Annotated in this window: 20 protein-coding genes; 5 read left to right on the top strand and 15 right to left on the bottom strand. The window is 59.0% G+C overall.

Features of this window, described 5'->3' with window-relative positions; all coding sequences use genetic code 11:
* Positions 1–131: 131 nt before the first annotated feature.
* Entirely contained in the window at positions 132–1,232 is a 1,101-nt protein-coding gene (locus FP2506_RS01445) for a hypothetical protein (RefSeq protein WP_007065579.1), read from the top strand.
* Complete coding sequence (locus FP2506_RS01440; RefSeq protein WP_007065578.1) at positions 1,229–1,765, top strand: c-type cytochrome; 537 nt, start codon at positions 1,229–1,231, stop codon at positions 1,763–1,765. The genes FP2506_RS01445 and FP2506_RS01440 overlap by 4 nt, the downstream gene beginning before the upstream one ends.
* Positions 1,766–1,958: 193 nt before the next feature.
* Here FP2506_RS01440 and FP2506_RS01435 read toward each other — a convergent pair whose 3' ends face one another.
* Positions 1,959–2,921, bottom strand: a complete 963-nt coding sequence (locus FP2506_RS01435; RefSeq protein ID WP_040488821.1) for an NAD(P)/FAD-dependent oxidoreductase — start codon at positions 2,919–2,921, stop codon at positions 1,959–1,961.
* Between the two features lie 112 nt (positions 2,922–3,033).
* Here FP2506_RS01435 and FP2506_RS19055 point away from each other — a divergent pair, with 112 nt between their 5' ends.
* The gene (locus tag FP2506_RS19055) at positions 3,034–3,204 is read left to right on the top strand and encodes a PDZ domain-containing protein (protein ID WP_007065576.1); all 171 of its coding nucleotides are present in this window, start codon (positions 3,034–3,036) and stop codon (positions 3,202–3,204) included.
* A gap of 92 nt (positions 3,205–3,296) precedes the next feature.
* Here the strand turns inward: FP2506_RS19055 and FP2506_RS01430 are convergent, their stop codons facing one another.
* From FP2506_RS01430 to FP2506_RS01415, 4 genes are all read right to left on the bottom strand, one after another.
* On the bottom strand, positions 3,297–4,571 hold the full coding sequence (locus FP2506_RS01430; RefSeq protein ID WP_007065575.1) for a TRAP transporter large permease: 1,275 nt from the start codon (positions 4,569–4,571) through the stop codon (positions 3,297–3,299).
* Entirely contained in the window at positions 4,568–5,149 is a 582-nt protein-coding gene (locus tag FP2506_RS01425; RefSeq protein ID WP_007065574.1) for a TRAP transporter small permease, read from the bottom strand. The genes FP2506_RS01430 and FP2506_RS01425 overlap by 4 nt, the downstream gene beginning before the upstream one ends.
* Positions 5,150–5,162: 13 nt before the next feature.
* Positions 5,163–6,161 carry a TRAP transporter substrate-binding protein DctP gene (gene dctP, locus FP2506_RS01420; protein WP_007065573.1) on the bottom strand — a complete coding sequence of 333 codons (999 nt, stop codon included), beginning with the start codon at positions 6,159–6,161 and terminating at the stop codon, positions 5,163–5,165.
* 173 nt (positions 6,162–6,334) lie between these two features.
* Complete coding sequence (locus FP2506_RS01415) at positions 6,335–7,033, bottom strand: GntR family transcriptional regulator (RefSeq protein WP_007065572.1); 699 nt, start codon at positions 7,031–7,033, stop codon at positions 6,335–6,337.
* A 78-nt stretch (positions 7,034–7,111) separates the two neighbouring features.
* Here FP2506_RS01415 and FP2506_RS01410 point away from each other — a divergent pair, with 78 nt between their 5' ends.
* Positions 7,112–8,002, top strand: coding sequence for an isocitrate lyase/PEP mutase family protein (locus tag FP2506_RS01410; RefSeq protein ID WP_007065571.1), 891 nt, complete (start codon positions 7,112–7,114; stop codon positions 8,000–8,002).
* 500 nt (positions 8,003–8,502) lie between these two features.
* Here the strand turns inward: FP2506_RS01410 and FP2506_RS01405 are convergent, their stop codons facing one another.
* Entirely contained in the window at positions 8,503–9,519 is a 1,017-nt protein-coding gene (locus FP2506_RS01405; RefSeq protein ID WP_040489277.1) for a TerC family protein, read from the bottom strand.
* A 396-nt stretch (positions 9,520–9,915) separates the two neighbouring features.
* Positions 9,916–10,143, bottom strand: a complete 228-nt coding sequence (locus tag FP2506_RS01400; protein WP_007065568.1) for a DUF465 domain-containing protein — start codon at positions 10,141–10,143, stop codon at positions 9,916–9,918.
* 110 nt (positions 10,144–10,253) lie between these two features.
* Between FP2506_RS01400 and FP2506_RS18245 the strand changes: the two genes are divergently transcribed.
* Positions 10,254–11,180 carry a hydrogen peroxide-inducible genes activator gene (locus FP2506_RS18245; RefSeq protein ID WP_040488820.1) on the top strand — a complete coding sequence of 309 codons (927 nt, stop codon included), beginning with the start codon at positions 10,254–10,256 and terminating at the stop codon, positions 11,178–11,180.
* Between the two features lie 51 nt (positions 11,181–11,231).
* Here the strand turns inward: FP2506_RS18245 and FP2506_RS01390 are convergent, their stop codons facing one another.
* From FP2506_RS01390 to FP2506_RS01355, 8 genes are all read right to left on the bottom strand, one after another.
* On the bottom strand, positions 11,232–11,519 hold the full coding sequence (locus FP2506_RS01390) for a hypothetical protein (protein WP_007065564.1): 288 nt from the start codon (positions 11,517–11,519) through the stop codon (positions 11,232–11,234).
* Positions 11,520–11,794: 275 nt separating this feature from the next.
* A complete protein-coding gene (locus tag FP2506_RS19050; RefSeq protein ID WP_148227431.1) occupies positions 11,795–12,025 on the bottom strand; it encodes a hypothetical protein in 231 nt (76 codons plus the stop codon).
* 217 nt (positions 12,026–12,242) lie between these two features.
* Positions 12,243–12,923 carry a DUF2270 domain-containing protein gene (locus FP2506_RS01380; protein ID WP_007065562.1) on the bottom strand — a complete coding sequence of 227 codons (681 nt, stop codon included), beginning with the start codon at positions 12,921–12,923 and terminating at the stop codon, positions 12,243–12,245.
* A gap of 900 nt (positions 12,924–13,823) precedes the next feature.
* Positions 13,824–14,216: a DoxX family protein gene (locus tag FP2506_RS01375; protein WP_007065560.1), complete on the bottom strand. Its 393-nt coding sequence runs from the start codon at positions 14,214–14,216 to the stop codon at positions 13,824–13,826.
* A gap of 1,363 nt (positions 14,217–15,579) precedes the next feature.
* Positions 15,580–15,729 (bottom strand): hypothetical protein, encoded by a 150-nt coding sequence (locus tag FP2506_RS18890; protein WP_007065557.1) that lies wholly within the window; start codon positions 15,727–15,729, stop codon positions 15,580–15,582.
* Between the two features lie 1,312 nt (positions 15,730–17,041).
* Entirely contained in the window at positions 17,042–17,956 is a 915-nt protein-coding gene (locus tag FP2506_RS01365) for a hypothetical protein (protein WP_058371601.1), read from the bottom strand.
* The gene (locus tag FP2506_RS01360) at positions 17,908–18,558 is read right to left on the bottom strand and encodes a class I SAM-dependent methyltransferase (RefSeq protein ID WP_007065554.1); all 651 of its coding nucleotides are present in this window, start codon (positions 18,556–18,558) and stop codon (positions 17,908–17,910) included. The genes FP2506_RS01365 and FP2506_RS01360 overlap by 49 nt, the downstream gene beginning before the upstream one ends.
* On the bottom strand, positions 18,555–19,601 hold the full coding sequence (locus tag FP2506_RS01355) for a glycosyltransferase family 2 protein (RefSeq protein ID WP_007065553.1): 1,047 nt from the start codon (positions 19,599–19,601) through the stop codon (positions 18,555–18,557). The genes FP2506_RS01360 and FP2506_RS01355 overlap by 4 nt, the downstream gene beginning before the upstream one ends.
* Positions 19,602–19,757: the final 156 nt, after the last annotated feature.

The raw sequence follows: 19,757 nt of genomic DNA, 5'->3' as shown, positions 1-19,757 counted from the left end.
GCGATGACATTAAGGAACTTTTACGATGCCGTGACGGATTTCTTCCCATGCGGAGCCTGTCGCATCGTCGTAGAAAGCGTCCGACGGCCCTTTGTCCTCCACGCAGGGCCGAGGAAGAGATCCGTCGCGCCATGCCCAACCCGATCATCGCCAAGGCTCGCCATTTCGGCGCGACACTTGTCGTTGCAGCCGCGTTTGCGGCGCTCGGCTCGACGGCTGCCCAACCGGTCGACCCAGCTCTCCAGCTCGAGTTGCCCACTGATCTCTTCGCGACCGGCCTATATTCCGAACCGGAAACGCTGACAGTCGATCCGGCGCATCTCGCCTTCTCACCACAATATCCCCTCTGGACCGACGGCGCGATCAAGCGACGCTGGATCTCGCTCCCGCCCGGCGCGACAATCGACGCTGCGGGCTCTGCGGGCTGGATTTTTCCGGATGGCACCAGATTCTGGAAGGAATTCTCGTTCGACGGCCGCCCAGTCGAAACCCGCTTCATGGAACATCAGGGCGCCGGCCGCTGGACTTTCGCGGCTTACGAATGGAGTAAGGACGGCAGCACGGCAACACTCGCGCCGGAACGAGGCCGTGCAGGGGCCTGGCCGCTGAGTGATGGCCAGTCGCACACGATCCCTGCCCGTACGGATTGCCGCGTCTGCCATGGCAGCGGACCGAGCCCCGTACTTGGATTTACGGCACTCCAGTTGTCGGTCGATCGAGACCCGGCGGCTCCCCATGCCGAGGTACTTCCGGACGACGCCGTCGATCTCGCGGCGCTCATCGAACGCGGGCTGATTACTGGCCTCTCGGACGATCCCGCGCCGCGGATTGCAGCCACCAGCAATGTAGAGCGCGCGGCGCTCGGCTACCTTCACGCAAATTGCGGGCATTGCCACACCGATAGCGGCGCCCTTGCCGATCTTGGTCTCGATCTCGCCTACGAGCCTCACGAAGCCACCGCTTCGGCGCGCGTCACAACTGTTGGCACGCCCCTACACAAAGCCCCCGCTGGACTGCCGGAGGGTGTGGTTCTGCGCGTGGCTCCCGGCGATCCGGACGCTAGTGCAGTGCTCCTCCGCATGGGCTCGCGCAATCGCATGTTGCAGATGCCGCCGCTCGGCACGGCAATCGTCGACGATGAGGCCGTCGCCCTTCTGAGGGCATGGGTCGAAGCTCAGGACAACCCCCGCGCCGATAAACACGCGCGCATCATAGAAGGAGCATCAAAGTGACACTCTCAAGGACTTTCGCAGGGCTCTGCTTTGCGCTTGCCGGCTCGAGCGTTGCCGCTCAAGAAAGCGACCCGATCGCGCGCGGCGACTATCTGGTGAACACATCAGGTTGCCACGACTGCCACACGCCTTGGATCATGGGCGCAAATGGCCCTGAACCCGACACGACCCGAGCTCTTTCGGGCCACCCCGCCGACGAAACGATCGAGGCGCCGGCGGTAGTACCGGAAGGTTGGACGATGGCGGCCAATCTGACCAGTACCGCCTGGTCCGGTCCGTGGGGCGTGAGTTTCACAGCAAACCTCACTCCAGATCCGGAGACCGGCGTTCTGCGCGACATGAGCGAGACCCAATTCATCGAGACGATTCGCAACGGGCGCCACATGGGCCAGGGCCGGCCACTTTTGCCGCCGATGCCGTGGCCGGCTTACCGGAACATGACCGATGCCGACCTGGCCGCGATCTACGCCTACCTGCAGCAGGTCACACCGATCCGAAACCCTGTGCCCGAGCCGCTGTCCCCTGCGCAGTAAACTTGCGCTTCACCTATCGCGCGTTGCGCCTATACCGGCCGATCCGATCGCGTCGAAACCATGCTCGATGGCGGGAATTCGCGGCGCGCTCCAATTGCTTGACCGAGACGACCATAGCACTCCATTTTTCATCCGGCGCGACTTAACGATGCCCCAATAATTGAGCTGATTGCAGATTTGCACGAGTGTTTCGTCAGTCGGACCCCATGCTCGTCAAGATCGCATCGCCTAGAGTGGCACCGGACAGCCACGCGCATTCCACCCGCGGCCCCATCAGCCAATCTCCACATGCACCGAGACCGATGGAATTGTTCCAGAGGAGCGAAACATCTGCAGCACCCGAACGCGCGTAGCGCCACCGGTGAGCGGCGGCATAGATTGGCCGGACGGCCTCGGCATTTGGAGCGTCCTCCAGCTCTCTGGACAACGACTCCAGGAGGGCCGACACTACGGTTTCCCGCTCGTCTTCTAGATGCGAGAGCGACCAGTCGGGCGTTGCATGAATGACCCAGCACTCGCGATCCTCGCGGCCGGTTTTGGAGCTGTCGCGCACTGCCCATTCGATTGCACCGCGGTTGCGGATCGGCCCGGTTTCAGAAGCAGTGACGCGAGTGTCGAACGCAGCCATCACGGTCCAGCATGGCTTCGATCGGGTGCTTTCGGCGTAAGCGGCCATGGTGGCGTCTTGAGGAGCCAGGAGTGATACGGCCTGTTCGGCCGGGACGGCTACGACAACGGCATCATACGCCGTTTCTCCGACACCTCCTCCATGAAGGTGCCAATGACCGTTATCGCGGGTCAGCGTTTCGATCCGCGTCGATACGCTTACCTTCAGATTTTCTGCCATCGCCAACAAAGGCGCGTTCATAGCCGGCTGGCCAATCCAGGCATCCTGCTGCCCCTCCGGCCAGCGAGCAACGTGTCCGGCCTCTACCCATCCCTCTACGCGCTTGGCAAAACGTGGGTCGCGCGCTGTGAAGAATTGCGCCCCGTGATCGAACTGCAAGCATGTATCATCGATGTCGACGCGGCGGGTCGACATCCGACCACCGACAGCACGCCCTTTGTCGAACAGCGATACGTTGCAGCCCCTAGCGTGCAGGCGTTCGGCGCAACTCAGCCCCGCCATGCCGGCACCGATAACTGCGATATCCATAGTCGTTCCGTCCCGCTTCCACCGGCTATGGGTTCACAGCCCCTGTCCGTTTCATCGCATGCGCAGGAAGCTCGGCCTTGCTTGCATACGGTCAAGACTGCCGGCCGCGTGTTTGAACCGCGTCGACATCGGATCGCTCACGCCGCATCTCGGCGGCGAGGCGTTTCGATATGACCCGTTGCCAGCACAACTCGTTGAGAAGCGCAACCGCCTCGCCTTCGTCAATTTCGACGGCGACGCAACCAGAACGCTCACATTCGAGGAAGCACGCGCGCTTCGATGATGTGATGTAGAAGTTCTTTCCGCGATCGGACCTTAAAAGGCCTACGGCCCTTGAGAACTTTGGCTGCGTGGGTCGGGTGCAAGCGGCGTTTTCTAAAGATTGCTGGGTATGAAAGTTACAATCACCGGGAACTGCCAAAGCAGATAGATCGATAAAAACATGAGGCCGATGAACGGCAATACACCGCGTACGACCTCGCCGAGCGTCGATCGCGCTACGGCCTGAATCACGAAGAGGTTTAGACCCACCGGCGGCGTGATCAGCGCCACCTCGATCAGGATCACGAAATACATCGCGAACCAGATCGGATCGATGCCGAGTGCGAGCACCGTCGGAAACAGCACTGGCATCATGATCAGAAGCATCGAAAGGCTCTCGAGGAAGAGACCAATGAAAAGCAAGATCAGCCCCACGATGACGAGGAAGCCAGTCGCCGTTTGCGCGCCGGTGTCAAAGAGCTGAGAGATCTGCGCGGGCACCTGATAGAGCGTCACCGCCTTACCGAAGATCTTGGCGCCGATAACAATGAGAAAGAGGACGATCGTTGTCGATACCGTCTCGCGCACGGCCGCAACGAAGCCTTCGCGCGTCAGCGAGCGCAGCAGGAACGCCGTGATCAGAAACGCGAAGACGGCTCCAACGGCCGAGGCCTCGGTCGGCGTAAAGATGCCGGTATAGATGCCGCCGATCATTAGAACCGCGAGCCCGGCCGTCGGCAGAGCACGGATGGTCGCGTGGCGCCGTCGCGTGGCGTCGACTTTTTCCGACGGCACATAAGCCCTCGAAAAACGCGAATAGGCGATGCAGAAAATGCCGAAAAGGATCAAAAGCAGGATGCCGGGACCAATTCCGGCGAGGAACAATTTGCCGATGCTCTCCTCGGTGATGACGCCGTAGACGATGAGCGGGATCGAGGGCGGGATCAGGATGCCGAGGGTGCCGCCTGCGGCGAGGAGCCCGAGCGTGAAGGAGCGGCCATAACCCCGAGCCGTCATCTCCGGCACGGCGACCGTCGCAACCGTCGCGGCGGTTGCGACCGAGCTGCCCGAAATCGCCGAGAAGATCCCGCAGGACGCGAGCGCGGCGATGCCGAGGCCACCAGGCCAATGCCCGACCCAGCTCTGAACCGCCTCGAAGAGATCGCGTCCAACTCCGCCTTTCAGCAAGATGTTCGACATCAGCAAGAAGAGCGGCACGGACAGGAGAATGAAGTTGTCGACTGCGCCGTGCAGGTTCTGGGCTACCATCACGAGCGGCAGGCCCTTGAGATAAAGCATCAAGGTGCCGAGCCCGGCCAGCGCGAAGGCCACCGGAAGGCCGACGAAGAGAAGGATCAGGAGCGCGAGAACGACGACGACGAGCGTCATTGGGTCAAATGTCCATCGGTCGAGGGCGCATGTTCTCCGCCGGACGAAAATTCGGGGGCCGGCCCGAACGGCAGCCGGATCAGGTCGGCGAGCGCCTGTATGCCAAGCAGCAAGAAGCCGAAGACGACCGGGATTTCGACGATCCAGTTCGGCATTTCGAGCATGGTCGGTTGCCTGCGTCCCAGCCGGATCGAGTCGACGACCACGTCGATGCCGTAGACCACGGCAACGGTGCAAAATGCCAAGATCACGAGAAGCGTAAAGCTCTCGACAAGGCGGCGGAGAAAGGGGCCCGCCAGTGCGACGAGAGCGGTAATGCGGATCATCTGCCGCTGCCTCAGCACATAGGCCATGCCGAGATAGGTGAACCAGACTTGGCAGGCGATCGCGATGTCCTGGGCCCAGATCGTCGGTGCGTTGAAGAGATAACGCGCGGCAACTTCGAAGAAGAGCATCAGCGCGATGGCGACCACCAGCACATCGCCGAGCCGGGCGCAGAGCGCACCGGCTCGGTCGGTCCATCTCAAGACGGCGGGACCGGCCAATTTTTTGGCCGGTGCGCGTGCTGGGAGCACCATCGGACTGTCTGGCTCAGTTCAGCGACTTGACGGCTTCGACGAGCTCTTTGCCTTCTTCGCCAGCCGACTCGATATACGCCTCGACGGCGGGTGCCGCGGCTTCCTGCCAGGCTGCGATCTGCTCAGGCGTCAGTTCCTGGACCTGCATCTCGGTCTCGTCCGCGATGAACTGCTGGGAGGCGAGATTGTCGGCCTTGGTCTCGGCGCGCATCTTTTCTTCGGCAGCCAGGGCCGCCTCCTGCATCCACCCTTTTTCTTCTTCGCTCATGGAATCGAAGGTCGAGTCGTTCATGACGACCAGGAATTCGGTCTGGGCGTGATTGGTGATCGTCACCCAGTCCATCACCTCGAAGAGCTTTCGGGACTGGATTGCGGTCGTGCCCGTCATGCCGACATCGACTGTGCCGCGCTGATAGGCGAGGAACTGCTCCGACCCGCCGATCTTCACCGGAACGCCGCCGACTGCCTCGATGAAGTCGCCGGACGGCTTGCCGAGGACGCGAACCTTCTTGCCTTCCATCTCGTCCGGGGTGACGAGCGGCGCATCCTTCGACAGGAGCTGAACCGGGCCGTAGTCCTGCCACCACATCACACGCGTGCCCGTCTCGCGGATCATCTCGTCGATCTTCTGGCGCACCGGGCTTTCGGGCCCAGCCGCCTCGGCGAGCGTATCGTAATCCGGGAACATGAAGGCGACGGAGAAAAGCCCGGTCGCTGGAATCGTGCCGGCATACTCGTCGATCAGGACGAGCCCCATGTCGACGGCGCCCGACGAGACTGCCTGGGGAACTTCGCTGCCCTTGTATAGCTGAGCAGAATCGTAGACTTCGATCGTGATCTCGCCGTTGGAGACTTCCTCTACCTTCTCCTTGAAGAACAGGATGTTCTGTCCGACGGGGTGGTTGGTCGGAACCTGAAGCGTCAGGCGCAGGGTACGCTCCGCATGGGATTGCCCAACGCCTGCGCCAAGCGCAGTCAATGCGATCACGGCCGTCGCCGCCCAATGTTTCATCTGTCTTCCTCCCAGAAGTCTCGCTCATACCCCATACGTTTCCGATGAAACGCTAGGTCTGCCCCTCCTCCCAGCATTGCTGGGCTTCTGAATGTTGTATACAATCGAGGCTTACTGTCAAGGAGCCTGCGTCGCGTCTCTGCTGCGTACTCGCCTCCGCTCGGCTTGGAACGTCACGGCTCGATCTCAAACACAGCGTCGCGCATCATGGCGACGTAGCCTGCGTGGATGTGGGAGCGCATGACCGCAGCGGACCAGTCGGCATTTGCGCTTTCGAGAGCGGAGACCAGTTCGCGGTGGTGACCCATGCTGCGCATAACCTCTTCCTCCCGGTACCGGCGGAAGGTTCGCAGGACCATCGGCGCGAAGGTGACGCTCGCAAGCACCGGAGTCAGCCTGGCGTTGCCTGCGGCCTCGGTGATGACCGTATGAAACCGGTCGTTGAGCGGGGTCAGTTCGTCACGCAGTTCGGGCAAGCCTAGACTGCGTTCAACGACGGCTTCCATGGCATCGCAGAGCTCGGTGAGCTGCCGGATCTCACCGGGCCTGATCCGCGTCGCAGCGCGCCTGGCGGCATAGGTTTCAAGTTCGATCCTCAGATCGAAGATTGAGTCGATGTCATTGCGGCCCCAACCGCGAACCCGGCAGCCAACATTGGCGGCATATTCGAGAAAACCTTCGTTCACGAGGCGACGCAAGGCGTCGCGGATGGGTGTGCGGCTGACACCGATGCGTCGGGCGAGTTCAGTTTCCAAAAGCCGGGTTCCGGCCGGCCATTCGTCCCGCAGAAGTCCGCTGCGAATGATAGCATAGGCCCGGTCGGCAGAGTGACCATGCCCGGTGCCGTCGTCATCGCGCTTTCGTCCCGTCATGCTGCCTCCGGTCAAGATTGTGTACAATATTGAGCTGTGTTAACCGATGCAATGGGTAACTGCACGGGGGAGCGTACTATGAGTGGGATCAAAAAGATCACGGCGGAAAAAAAGCGGCGCGCTCTTCGCGCACGCCTTCAACAAAAGGCGATAGTCTCAGCGCCCGGCGTTTTCGATATGATCTCCGCGAAGCTCGCCGACACGATGGGCTTCGATGTTCTCTATATGACCGGCTACGGCACGGTCGCATCGACCCTGGGCCTGCCAGATGCCGGACTTGCGACCTATTCCGACATGCTGGGGCGCGCGGCGACCATCGCCAAAGGCACTGCAACGCCGCTGATCGCGGATGGCGATACCGGGTACGGCGGGCTCCTCAACGTCGCCCACACGGTTCGAGGCTATGAGGACGCGGGCATCGCGGGCATACAGCTCGAGGACCAGGTGTTTCCGAAGAGGTGCGGGCACACGCCCGGCCGCCGGGTCATCGAATGTGCCGACATGGTGAAGAAAATCGAGGTTGCAGTCGACGCCCGCTCGGACGATGACTTCCTGATCGTCGCGCGCACCGATGCTCTAGCCTCGAAGGGTATCGAAGACGCGCTGCGGCGCGCCGCAAGCTACGCCGAAGCCGGCGCCGATCTTATTTTTCTCGAGGCACCGACATCATTGGAGGAGATGAAGCGCATCTGCGAAACGATCGACAAACCTCTCGTCGCCAACATGGTTGAGGGTGGATCGACGCCCATACTGCAGCGCGACGAACTGGAAGCGCTAGGTTATAGTCTCGCAATATATCCTGCTACAGGCTTTCTTGCGATGGCAAAGGCGCTTACCAAGGTATATCGCGCCATCCGCGACGACGGTTCCTCGCTTAATGTCGAGGACGATCTCTACGAATTTCGCGCTTTCAGCAAACTGATTGGCTTTGACGACGTTTGGGAATTTGAGTCACGATTCGCCGACTGATTTCGAAGCAGACGCAGCGAGTGCCTGGTTAGTCTGGATTGCCAAGTTCACTGAGATTTACGCGATACGGTTATCCGGGCCAAATCTACAACGGCGATAGCGTTGCCTCTCTACTTTTGCTTCAGGCAAGCTTCTAACTATGACTTTCAATGACATTGGGAGTGTCAATTACTACGTTCCTTGCCATTTTTCGGCAAGGGTAGATATCCAGACGCTTAATTCTGCTCAAAGCCGCGGTTGATTTTCCGTAAAAATCCAGGCGTCAAGAGACGTTTGAGGACGTCTCTTGACGCTTTGTTCTCAACGAACGGCACCTTAAAAACAGATCTTCTTTTAGCACGGTTCGGTTGCCAGATTTAAAGTTCCGTTTCTTCCGTTCGCTTACGGTCTACGCGTTTCATCCTCAGCGATGGGACAGCGCCCTTAGGGTCTCCGGACAACGCTATATCGCCGTTGGACTGCCGGATTTTGGTGTAGTGCAGTACTTCGCGATCGGCCATTCATTCTCCGTCGATCTGGACGTTTTTCATTTTACCCGCGAATGGAGCCGTCGGCCGGGTCTTGATCAGGCTCCAAACGACACCCGAACCGATGATCGCGAATGTGATGCTGAGAGAAAGCGTTGCGGGAAACTTCTCTAGACCCAGCAGATCGGCGACGAATATCTTCGAGCCGATAAAGATCAGCACGATCGCGAGTGCCGGCTTCAGGTAACGGAAGCGATGGATCATCGCCGCCAGCGCGAAATAAAGAGCCCTGAGGCCGAGGATGGCGAAAATGTTCGAGGTATAGACGATGAAGGGATCCGTCGTGATCGCGAAGATTGCCGGCACGGAGTCCACGGCGAAGATCACGTCGGCAATTTCTACCATGACGAGCGCCATGAACAGCGGCGTCATGAACCAGGTAAGCTGGCCGGTGACAGGATTCGCCTTTCGCACGAAGAAGGCTTCGCCGTGGTGCTGGTCCGTCACGTTGAAACGGCGCCGCAGAAAGCCGACGATCGGATTGTTACCGATATCCGGTTCCTTTTCGCCGATCCAGAGCATTTTAATACCCGTAATGATCAGGAAGGCAGCGAAGACGTAGAGCACCCAGGAGAACTGCGACACGAGTGTAGCGCCAAGCCCGATCATGATCGCGCGCAGCACGATCACACCGAGTATGCCCCAGAACAGAACGCGGTGCTGATATTTTCTGGGAACGGCAAAGAAGGAAAAGATGAGGGCGATGACGAAAACGTTGTCCAGCGCAAGCGTCTTCTCGACCACAAAGCCCGTGAGATAGTTCAACCCCGACTCGGAGCCAAGCTGCCACCAGACGAAGCCGCCGAATGCAAGTCCGAGGGCGATGTACATGGATGAAAGAACAAGGCTCTCACGTACCTCGATCTCTCGATTTTCACGATGAAGAACGCCGAGGTCGAAGACGAGCAGCGCCACGACGACGGTTAGAAAGCCGAGCCACATCCATACAGGCTTGCCCAGCCAATCGATAACGAGAAATGCGAAGTCCATGGGAGAACCTTCGCCGGCAGCGTGGAGTGATCCGTTCGACATCACGAGAAAGCCGGCAGCTCTCGCCAGAGGGGCCCGAACATTGGTGAGCGCTTCGCCGCATGCGGTCATTGCACAGCGGGTTTATTTGTCAGTCGACTCGCAAAGAGAGCGGTTATGCGTCTGCTTCTTGATCCAGGCGGTTTGGACAAAGTCCGAGCGAGGAATGATGACAATCTATGCTTGAGATGAAGTCGTCCATTCGATGATGGTCCAAGACGTCATGTCATTCTCCGCCATAGTCGTAAGGGCGGCGCCAGTTCCACAGCCCCTGGTGATTGCACTGATCCAGGCGTTTAGAATTGATGAGCTTTACGGCGGTCTGAACGGACGCGCGTTCTCGTTTGCATGGGCGTGTCAAGCCGCCGAGGGACGAGAGGGCCCGTCCGAACTCAGGCGCTTTGTAATCGCGATCGCTTCGTCTTTTGCTTGCAATCTGAGCCGCTTCAAGCTCCTCAGGTAGATCGAGTCCGGCAACGGACGTTTCATTTCCGCAGCGATCCGGGCTTCGATCCTGGCCTTGTATTCGGCGAGTGTCCTCAGCCGGGGGTGCAGGCTTGGGATGATCTTTTGAGTTCTCATCATGCGCTCCTTTCGATCTGTTACGCAGCGCAGATGGGACCGCTTACCGATTGTTGGGAGATACGAATCTTCGTGTTATCGATAGGAATTTCCTATCTGGACCCTCTAACGTGATGACCAAGCCGCCGAGTCTACGCCAGCTACAGTGTCTGCTCGAGGTCTCGCGGACGCTGCATTTTGGCGAGGCTGCGCGGAAGTGTGGATTGGCCCAGCCCTCCCTGAGTGCACAGGTGCAGGCCCTCGAGACCTCCCTGGGCGTTCGGCTGGTCGATCGCAGTCGAAGGGGTGTCGTCATGACCGCTGCTGGACGCGAGGTTGCAGAGCGCGCGGCAACGATATCTCGGGAAATCCGGCAGATCGTGGAATTCGCCGAAACGTTCCGGGACGGTGTTGTCGGGACAGTGAATCTTGGTGCCAAGCCAACTCTCGGGCCGTACATGCTGCCGAAAGTCGTTGCGCATCTTCACCGGCAATATCCTTCGCTCCGCCTATACATTCGAGATGCAATGCCACTTCATCTCGAACACGAACTGCGAGAGGGCATTCACGACATCATCCTCGCTCAGCTTCCGGTATCGGGCGATGACCTCATCGTCAGGCGTCTTTTTCGAGAGAAGCTGTTCCTCGCCGTCGCTGCCGATGATCCGTTTGCGGAACGCCAGAGTATCGAAGCGAGTGAACTGCGCGGTCGTGCGGTGCTTGGAATGCGAAGCGGCTTCCACCTCCATGACAGGATCAGAAATCTCTGCGAAGAGCATGGAGCGCGTCTCCTACGGGAATACGAAGGAACGAGCCTCGATGCATTGAGACAGATGGTCGGTATGGGGATGGGCGTAACCTTTCTGCCCGCCCTTTATGTTCAGTCGGAGGTCGTCGGACGCTCAGATGTGGTCGCGATACCGCTGAGCGGGGCTCCCATCACGAGATCGATCGGCCTCGTCTGGCGCGAACGATCGAGCCAGACTCAGATCTTCGAGACGATCACATCCACGATGCGTGAGGTGGCAACGCGCGATTTCACAGGACTGACGCTCGAATGAACATGCCGCCGGTTACGCAACCGTTCCGGCGGCATCGCGCGAGGGTAAGCCTCAGTTCTTCAGGGTCGGGCGGGTGGCGCCTTCTTCGATCGCCAACTCGTTGCCATCGACGGCAGTGAAGTCATGTCCGGCAAAGCGGACGCCGCATCCAGTTGGACAGGCTTCTTCCACCATATCGCCGGGCGCCAGTTCATGGCGATTTTCTTCCACGCCATGGTCGAACGTCACGGAATGGGTAGCGTCGGTCTCATTAGTCACTTTTACCAACGCATGCGCCGGCGCGGTGACCATGAACAATGCACCTGCGACCACCAAGGGTGTGGCTTTGCTTCCAAACATAACAATCTCCTTCGAAACGTGTCGGCGCGCTTTTGTCGCCGCCCGGCAGGAAATTGGGGATGCCTATCTCATAGTTTGAAGAAGCAATGCATGGAAGAAACGATAGGTTTATCCTATCAGCCATGGGTCACTCGGAACACGACCTTGTCCGTGAAATGGAACCGGCTGGCCGGTTGGTCGCGTTTTCGACCTCGCAACCGCCACCAGTTGAGGAGGGTCGAGCCGTGGGAATGTCAGGCTTCCCTCCGCGGGGCCGAAACCGGCAAAGAAATCCTCTAGCCGATCGCATCCCTCGAAAGCGCCAAGGTCACCACTGACGGAAAGCTTCGCATCCGGGCGACCGAAGCTGGCAAGGCTTTCGAGTTGAATGTGTTCATTGCGAAGGCTTGTTGGCTGCGGGCGGCGGCCGACAGGAAGTGAGAGCGCCGGCGCTCGAAGATGCGATCTGGTTCCACGGCGAATTCCTGAAGGAGATCGCCTGCCCTATCCACGCCCCACCGCATCATGCCCGGCTCGGTCAAATGCCTCGGAGCAACTATTTTGAAAGGGCTTGCCGTCTGCGTTAACTCGCTTTGCGGAGGCGATTTGCCAACATCATTGGTCGAGTGAGCCCTGGACAGAGTGCGGACATCCGAAGAATGCGCGATCGTGCTCATTTCCGCGAGAGAGCCCAGAATGAAGTCGTTCTAACGAGCGCCAAGAGGTATCGACGAACCGCCCTGCTTAATTCATTGCACTTGACGACCCCCGGTCTCGAGCCCGTCGCTGGTCATGGCGCATGCTCCAAATCGCGATGACGGTCCAAGTCACCACGTAAAATGCCCCAGCGATCAAGACTGCTTCTCCAGGAAGCGGGCCGATATCGGCGCGCGTCACAAAGTGGTTGAAGCTTTCGATACTGGTCGGGTGGACGATGAGCTTGCCGATATAGGCGATTGACTGGATGATCAGGATCCAGAGATAGTTTCGCCTGATCCGCCGCCCGACCGCGGTGAAGAAGCTGACGTGATAGCGCGGCCGAATATAGTCTGCGGCGAGCACCTCGGTCCATTCAGCCTCGTCGATTGAAGCGTCCTGACGCAGTACCGGGACGTAGAAATGGGTCTCCATCCAGCGCGCACGCGCACGCCAGACATTGAAGTAACGATAGCGTCTAGCTTCCAGTCCCAGAAAGAACAGGATCAGGATCCCAACGAGAAGCAGGGGCAGCGCAGATGCACTGGGCGAGGCGAAGGTGATCGACAGGGCGATGCCGAGCGTCACGACGGACCAGTTGGTGGTCGTATCGAGGCGCGTTCTCCAGATCGTCGAGCGGTAGACCTCCCCGCGATAGAGGTGGGCGATTGCACCCATTTCGCCTCCATCGAAGGCGTGCATCGGCTTTTGCTGCACTCCCGTCTGCATGGCCCACCTCCCGTAGGTCCGTATTCTCGGAAATTCTCTCACGCAGAGGAAGGACGGTCAAAAGGTCGGACCATTACCCGAGATCGGGCCTGCCTCAGACCTTGATCCGCGGCGACGCAGTTCGCCCGTTTGAGCAGAAATGCGACAAACGACGTACGTGTTCTGCATGCTCAAAGCTGGAATCCATGCACGTTTAGCGAGCCCAAAGCACAAGGCAGTCCTGCAGACGGAAAACATTCGACCTTCTCCGACAGCGCCACCCAAACTCTCGTCTCGTCGGCACCGGTCTACGCAAAGCAGCAAGAGATCTTTCCCGAGTGCACATATGGGCGGGTTTTGGCGCGGAGAGTAGATCGTCATGGTGGTCGAGCCGAGCACCTGCTCTCAATCTTGGGTCCGGTGGAAACGCGGGCCCTATGCGCAGGATCAGGCAGTAATTGTGGTTTCGCCAATCTCCGCTTCTACTTCTTCCTAATAGAAATCTGCCCGCAGTAGCTGTTCTTTGTCGGGAGGCCTCTCGACATGGCAGACATCGCCCTCTCCCTCAGCACCTCGGTCATCGGCGAGAGCGATAAGGCTATCTCTACCTGAAGACGGTCTGGCCAATCTCTTGCTTCTTGATCGAGCACGCCTTCAAGGCGACTGTATTCAGCGCATGAAGCGGAATGCTATCGCTCAACACTCGCTTTTTTCCGGCAGATTATTTGATGTTCGAACGCCCGCATCGCTTGCGCCTGGCAGCCGATCTAGGACGTCGTACGACAATAGGGCGCGAAGACACCTGTCGTCATTATGTTATGGGTCATCCTCGATCGCTGAAGGCGACGCTGTTCTGGACTCTTTCAATTAATCGGCATACTTGCAGATCCTGACGTTTCCGGCCTGACCGCTGGTCTTGTCCTACACATCTTTGCGTATGGCACGATCTACACTCCAAGCGCCGCCGCCACTACTGGCAAGGTATAAGAAAACGAAGCAATAGAGCGCGGCAAGTTCACCCCCGTTGAGAATGGGGAAGAAGCCTTGTGGCGCATGCGCGATGAAATACGCGGCGGCCATCAAACCCGAAAGTACGAAAGCAACTGGACGGGTGAACAACCCGACGAGGAGCAGCGCACCCCCTACCAACTCGAAGAGACCCGCAATTCCGCCGAGCGAAGTGAATGGAGTATCGTTCATGGGACTGACGGGAAAATTCAAATGCTTGGTCGTCCCGTGCTGAAGGAACAACGCGGCCGACATGATGCGCAAAAGGCCAAGAAGCTGCGGTTGCCAAGGTTTAAGGAACGTCATTTCGACTCTCCATTTGCAGTTTCATAAAAATAGATTTGTGCACTCATACAATTGATCTCCGCTGTACGGCGGCGGGGCCATCAATGTCGATTCTTCAAGTGGAACCGGCCATCGGATAGCCTGCTGTTCGAACGTCCGGTCGCCGAGCGATGATCGCGGCCGCTCCTTTCCTATGAAGCGGCTCGCTTGCTGCCGTTGCATTCTAATACATGTTCGAGCTTTGGGTTTGACGGTAATCATATTGTCGGATGCCGCGGCATGGTGCGCTCGCGTCGCGGTCGCCAAAAAGCTCTCCGTCGACGCCCATCGCATGGAGCGATCGAAGACCTCCTTATCGGAGGAGAGCTTACCACTGGCGTCTGTGTGGTCGCAATCTGATGAAAAGACGAGGAAGCCAAGAAGCGCACTGACAACCCGTTTCCAGTGCCGCGATCATCCGAAGCCAAATCGGAATGGATCGGCTATCAATTAACGCAGGAGGAAACGGGCGCGGTCTCTGTCATCGCTTCTTATGTTAATCTCCGCCCTTCGAGCGCTCATTTCCGAAACCGGCTATCGCGATTTGCCTACTAGCGATTCCCTCAAGCCTTATCTTGTGTCGAGCTGTGACGAGAAAAACTGTCCGCACGCAAACGACATCGTTTTTGACTAACGCCGTCTCCCATTAAATGACTCCTCAGGAGCCGCCCCAACAAGCTCCACGAAAGCGTTTCCAGTGACGCTACATCGAAGCTGGTGGCTTAGAAGTATTATGCGCGTTCATCGATCCGGAAGCGTGTCAGAATTGATTTGACTGGAGCCCAAGCCTGTCGGTGGCTCGGTCGGCACAGGCTCGCAGCGGCGCCTTCGACTTGGCGAAAGTAATATCGGTCCAGTTGGAGTCAGTACTGTCGGATGGAAGGAGGCGATGGCACCGGCCCGCTCGATCGCCCTGCAAATGCCTCCGGCCTCGTGGGCCATGTCTCTGGAGCCATCTGTCACCTCCACTGTCCATGACGACGATGTCGCTGGGCACTAGCGCAAGCACCAGGACCTGCTCGATAAAGGCTTGCAAGGCGACGCCGTTCATGGCCCTGTCCAGAGGTATCGCCGCCGTCATGACTAAATGCCGCAAGTCGTCGGTGACCATCGATATCTTCCAGTGCCCGTGCGGCACGCCAATGCGGCATCTCTCGCTTTTTACTAAGTCTTATCTGCGGGCCATCTTCGTGTTTGATGCGTCTCGATCGATGAAGACCAACTTCTTGGGATCGAGATCAAACTGGCCGTCAAAGCAAGCTTCGCTGTCGGATGTCCGGACAATTCTGTTCGCTCTCGTGCGCGGTCCTCTTTCTCACTTGAACGCGCGCCGGTCGAAGGACCGCTAAAGCGTGCCGACACCGACCTCCAGCCGGTACTCTTCGGCCGCGCGTCGCTGGATCTCATGACGCGTGATGTCGTCGGTCTCGTCTACCGGGGCAAAGAGAAAGTCGGCCTTCACCCCGATCCGGCCCAACCGGCGGTCGCTGCTCATCTGTAGCGAAGCGGCATGCCCCGAAAGATCCTGCGATTGCCACGGGCGGCCGTAGCGATTGCGAACCGCTTGGCCTCCTTATGCGTCGTCGCACCCTGGTGCATTGGATCTAACCCAATGCCGAAGTTCGATCGATAATGCTCGTGCCACGGCTGCTTCATATCGGCTCGACAGCTTGAATCACGAACCCTTGTCCGAACCTACTGAGCTAGGAAAACCCTAAGGCCGGCTGTTGGCGCTCGCGAAAATGCCTTTGGGAATGTACCATACGGAAGGTGCCGAAGCTGCCGGGAGCGATCAGCAAACTACGAGTGACTGATTTCATCACTTTTAACCGCACGCGCTGCGGCGCGAACAAGGCGCCGAGAAAGTGCGATCTTCGGATGAAGCGCAAAATCCTGAGTAGCATCACGCGCCCAGCATTCTACGCAGAAGCTAAAAATAGGCAGAGAGGTAGCTTTTGGGCAACGCGATCCGCCGCGGCCCGATCCCGGCAAGGATGCCATCCCGACATTTAACACGCAGGTAATTTCCGACCGGATCGAAAAGCGGTGGGCAAGCGGATGACCCGTAGGAGCATCTCGCGTATATTCAAACGCATCCGCTTTCCACGCCAGAAAGTGCAGCCTCCCCATCAGCTAGAGATACGCGAAGCTTGCAAAGCGTTTAACGGAATAGGCTCAAGTGAGCCCCGAGGGCCGTCCGATCAGCCCATTCGGACAATCGGACCGAACGCTCTGTCATGGACGAAACGCGAATTGGCCAGTGGAGGGCGGGTCTATTATCGGTGGTGGACGACGGGAAAGCAACCGCAAGGCCTTTGCAATCAGCGCTTCAACTGTCCTAACATCTTAAGCTTTGTGAAACCGCAATTGTCGCTTGCCCTTACACACTTTTCATGCTGCATGTCAAGGCCGAGATAGTAAAATTTCCCCTCGATGCGCTCTCTTAAACGATCGATTATATTACCTGCGTCGTCGTCATGTTGCTCGACAATTTAGTTTGGTACAACTCGGAGCCCCTCGATGCTTCGGACAATATCAAACTCATCATCGATCCACCATACACGACTAAATTTACTCCAACTTAAAGCTTAACGCTGGCTCCACGAGGCGTTCCTCAGCTTGGTAGCCTCCGAAAAAGGGGCTATCATCATCAACGCATGTTACATGCCTAAGTGGAGTGGCTCGCGATCTCGCAGCCAAAAAGCCGCTCAAGTCCGAGCGAAGACCTAAATTTCACGAGGGTTACGGAAGTATCAATGTATAAACTGCCTTCGACAGCCAAAATTTCCGCGTTTGTTTAGGCTATATTATTTTGCCGTTTGAGATGGCTTGATAAAATAACCCGAAGCGTAAAAGAGCGTGTCACCGAGAACCGTTACAATTCGCCCGAGTAAGACCGCGGTGACGATACTCGGTTCGTCGCCGAAGGCGGGCAGGAGGACGATTAGAACCGCTTCGCGAACTCCGAGCCCAGCCGGGATGCCCGGTGTCACGAGCCCAATCATCCAGGCGACGACGAACGCGCTGACGACCGGGAGGAAGGCTTGCAATCCCGTCGACGCGACACCGGAATAGCTGGCGACTAATGCGAACACGGCGCCCGAGACGAATAGGAAGGCGACATAAAGCAGGAACGCCTTCGCGCATGAACGCCCGAGGAACCAATCGAGCAGCGCGAAGCTGGCCCACACGACGACGAGGAAGACTGCGGTCGGTGCGGTCAAGCCGAGGCCCGGAAGAAGGAGCGGCGCGCCAAGCGTCACGAAATGGCACGCGGCGAGGCACAACAGCGCGAGTTCATAGAGAATCGATTTTCCGAGCGGAGCATTGGCGAAGCCCGCCCCCACTCCGATCACCTGACGTCCGGCGAACTGGAAGATGTTGCCGGGCACATATTTCGCGAGCTGCGAGGTCGCGTAAGCCCAGAGCGACCAGCGCGAGGACGCCGGCAGGCCGAGATGATGCAGGATGTTCAGCCAGGCGACGCCCAAGAGAGTGTTCGCCGATCCATAGACGATCGCTAGGACAGCAAGCACCGCATAGCTGCTGAGCGCCAAGCGGTTCGCGTCGATCTGATGCGAATAGGCGTAAAGCTTGAACCCGACGAAGACCACGCCGGCAAGACCGATCGCCGTGCCCAGTTTGACGAGCCAGGTTTTCGAGACCGGGAGCTTCACGCGGCCGGCTTCGCCGTCCGACTGGTGCAGCGGATCATCGTCCATGGCAGCGGCGATGCGACCTCAACCACGTCGAAATATTGGCCGACGAGCGAGACGATCGCGCCCTTCGACCAGTGCTGGATGTGGCCCGGCGTGTTGCCGAAATCACCGAGATAACGCCCGCGGACCATGTTGAGGGCGCGCCAGAGCGGCTCTCGCGGGACGCTGAGGATTAGATGGCGGTCGACGACCCGCCGAAGCGCCTTCAGCGCGCGCTGTGGATCGTCGATATGCTCGAACACCTCGCAACAGACGATCAGCTCCGCATTGTCGCGGCCGGGCTCCACCTCGTAGATGCTGCGCACTTCGAAGATGTCGGGCGACAGATAGTTCTTGACCGCGTTGTCGCGCGCCATCGCGATGATCTGTTCGGAGAAGTCGCTGCCCTTCGTGACGATCCCGTCGGCGGCCCATTTCTGGACCCAGTATCCCTCGCCGCAGCCGACCTCGTGGATGGTCCCGGGGGCGATATCCTTTACCCAGCCCTGCAGCGTGTTGGTGAAACCGGCGACCATGCGCCGGACGATCGGATTGGTAGAGCCGTATTTGTCGAACGTGTTTCCGATGACAATGCCATCTTCTGCAAGGCCGCCAGCAACCTTCATAGTGTTCCGCCTTCGTTTTCGAGGGGCCCGGCCACCCTGTGCCGAGCCGAGGCGCGGGGGCCCTGAGCCCCCTTCAGGTCGCGCGCTTCGATCTTCGTCACGTCGGCGCGCAGGATGTGGCTCTTCTGTGAGAACCGGATATCCTCCAGAAGCCTGCGGTTCGCGGCGACCACATCAGCAAGAAACGAGACGAGGATCGTCACAAAGCCGATGACGAGAAGCGCTCCGGCGAGGATCAGCGACTGGACGTGGCCGTCGCCGTCGCCCGTCACGAAATAGTAGAGGAAGCGCAGGCCGATCAGGAAGGCGATCCCTAAGAAGAACGCGGCGATCGTACCGAAGAACCGCGCCGGCCGGTAGATCACGAAGATCCGGATGATCGTCAGGATCGAGCGGTTGATATAGGACGGTATGCTCTTGACCAGCCGCGAGGGGCGCAGGTCCCCGTTCACCTCCACCGGCACCGAGACGATGCTGAGGTTGTAGCGGCCTGCCTGGATGATCGTCTCCAGCGTATAGGTATAGCTGTTGAAGAGGACGAAGCGGCGCGCCGCCATGCTCGAAAATGCGCGAAAACCGCTCGGCGCGTCGGCAACGTCCGTCCGGCTGGTAATGCGGACCACCCAGCTTCCCAAGCGCTGCAGGACCTTCTTGACCGGCGAGAAATGTTCGATCTCGCGAATGGGGCGTGCGCCGATCGCCATGTCGGCCGAGCCGAGGACGACGGGCGCGGTGAGCGCGGGAATGCAGGCCGCCGAATACTGATTGTCCGCATCGGTGTTGACGATCACGTCCGCGCCGAGCTGAAGGCAGGCGTCGATCCCGGTCATGAATGCGTAGGCGAGCCCGCGATTGCGCGTGTGCCGGACGATATGGTCAACCCCGTTCGCCTTGGCGACCTCAACGGTCTCGTCGACGCTGCCGTCGTCGATGATCAGCCACTCGACGGTGTCGAACCCCTGAACTTCGCGCGGCAGTTCACCCAGCGCGATAGCGAGTGTGCCGGCCTCGTTGTAGCAGGGGATCTGGATGATGAGCTTCATGGGGGACCGATATCGCCGATGTCGCGCGAAGGACGGATCGCTTCGGGGATTGACCTTCTAGCAGTCGAAGGGCAATGGTCAAGCGATCAATCGACGAGGCGAGACTTGGAACGGACCGGGTGGCGCGCAGATCATCGGTCGGGCGTCCTCAGGACG

The sequence above is a fragment of the Fulvimarina pelagi HTCC2506 genome, from assembly GCF_000153705.1.
GTDB lineage: Bacteria > Pseudomonadota > Alphaproteobacteria > Rhizobiales > Rhizobiaceae > Fulvimarina > Fulvimarina pelagi.
This window is presented reverse-complemented; position numbering and strand designations above follow the sequence as displayed.

What these genes read in the sequence shown, in the direction of transcription:
- FP2506_RS01425 (WP_007065574.1), bottom strand. Translation starts at nt 5,149, where the DNA reads ATGGTGCTCCCAGCACGCGCACCGGCCAAAAAATTGGCCGGTCCCGCC.
- FP2506_RS01365 (WP_058371601.1), bottom strand. Translation starts at nt 17,956, where the DNA reads ATGGACGATGATCCGCTGCACCAGTCGGACGGCGAAGCCGGCCGCGTG.
- FP2506_RS18890 (WP_007065557.1), bottom strand. Translation starts at nt 15,729, where the DNA reads ATGAGCAGCGACCGCCGGTTGGGCCGGATCGGGGTGAAGGCCGACTTT.
- dctP (WP_007065573.1), bottom strand. Translation starts at nt 6,161, where the DNA reads ATGAAACATTGGGCGGCGACGGCCGTGATCGCATTGACTGCGCTTGGC.
- FP2506_RS01360 (WP_007065554.1), bottom strand. Translation starts at nt 18,558, where the DNA reads ATGAAGGTTGCTGGCGGCCTTGCAGAAGATGGCATTGTCATCGGAAAC.
- FP2506_RS01435 (WP_040488821.1), bottom strand. Translation starts at nt 2,921, where the DNA reads ATGGATATCGCAGTTATCGGTGCCGGCATGGCGGGGCTGAGTTGCGCC.
- FP2506_RS01375 (WP_007065560.1), bottom strand. Translation starts at nt 14,216, where the DNA reads ATGACGTTCCTTAAACCTTGGCAACCGCAGCTTCTTGGCCTTTTGCGC.
- FP2506_RS01380 (WP_007065562.1), bottom strand. Translation starts at nt 12,923, where the DNA reads ATGCAGACGGGAGTGCAGCAAAAGCCGATGCACGCCTTCGATGGAGGC.
- FP2506_RS01410 (WP_007065571.1), top strand. Translation starts at nt 7,112, where the DNA reads ATGAGTGGGATCAAAAAGATCACGGCGGAAAAAAAGCGGCGCGCTCTT.
- FP2506_RS01430 (WP_007065575.1), bottom strand. Translation starts at nt 4,571, where the DNA reads ATGACGCTCGTCGTCGTCGTTCTCGCGCTCCTGATCCTTCTCTTCGTC.
- FP2506_RS01390 (WP_007065564.1), bottom strand. Translation starts at nt 11,519, where the DNA reads ATGTTTGGAAGCAAAGCCACACCCTTGGTGGTCGCAGGTGCATTGTTC.
- FP2506_RS01400 (WP_007065568.1), bottom strand. Translation starts at nt 10,143, where the DNA reads ATGATGAGAACTCAAAAGATCATCCCAAGCCTGCACCCCCGGCTGAGG.
- FP2506_RS01445 (WP_007065579.1), top strand. Translation starts at nt 132, where the DNA reads ATGCCCAACCCGATCATCGCCAAGGCTCGCCATTTCGGCGCGACACTT.
- FP2506_RS01405 (WP_040489277.1), bottom strand. Translation starts at nt 9,519, where the DNA reads ATGGACTTCGCATTTCTCGTTATCGATTGGCTGGGCAAGCCTGTATGG.
- FP2506_RS18245 (WP_040488820.1), top strand. Translation starts at nt 10,254, where the DNA reads ATGACCAAGCCGCCGAGTCTACGCCAGCTACAGTGTCTGCTCGAGGTC.
- FP2506_RS01355 (WP_007065553.1), bottom strand. Translation starts at nt 19,601, where the DNA reads ATGAAGCTCATCATCCAGATCCCCTGCTACAACGAGGCCGGCACACTC.
- FP2506_RS19050 (WP_148227431.1), bottom strand. Translation starts at nt 12,025, where the DNA reads ATGATGCGGTGGGGCGTGGATAGGGCAGGCGATCTCCTTCAGGAATTC.
- FP2506_RS01415 (WP_007065572.1), bottom strand. Translation starts at nt 7,033, where the DNA reads ATGACGGGACGAAAGCGCGATGACGACGGCACCGGGCATGGTCACTCT.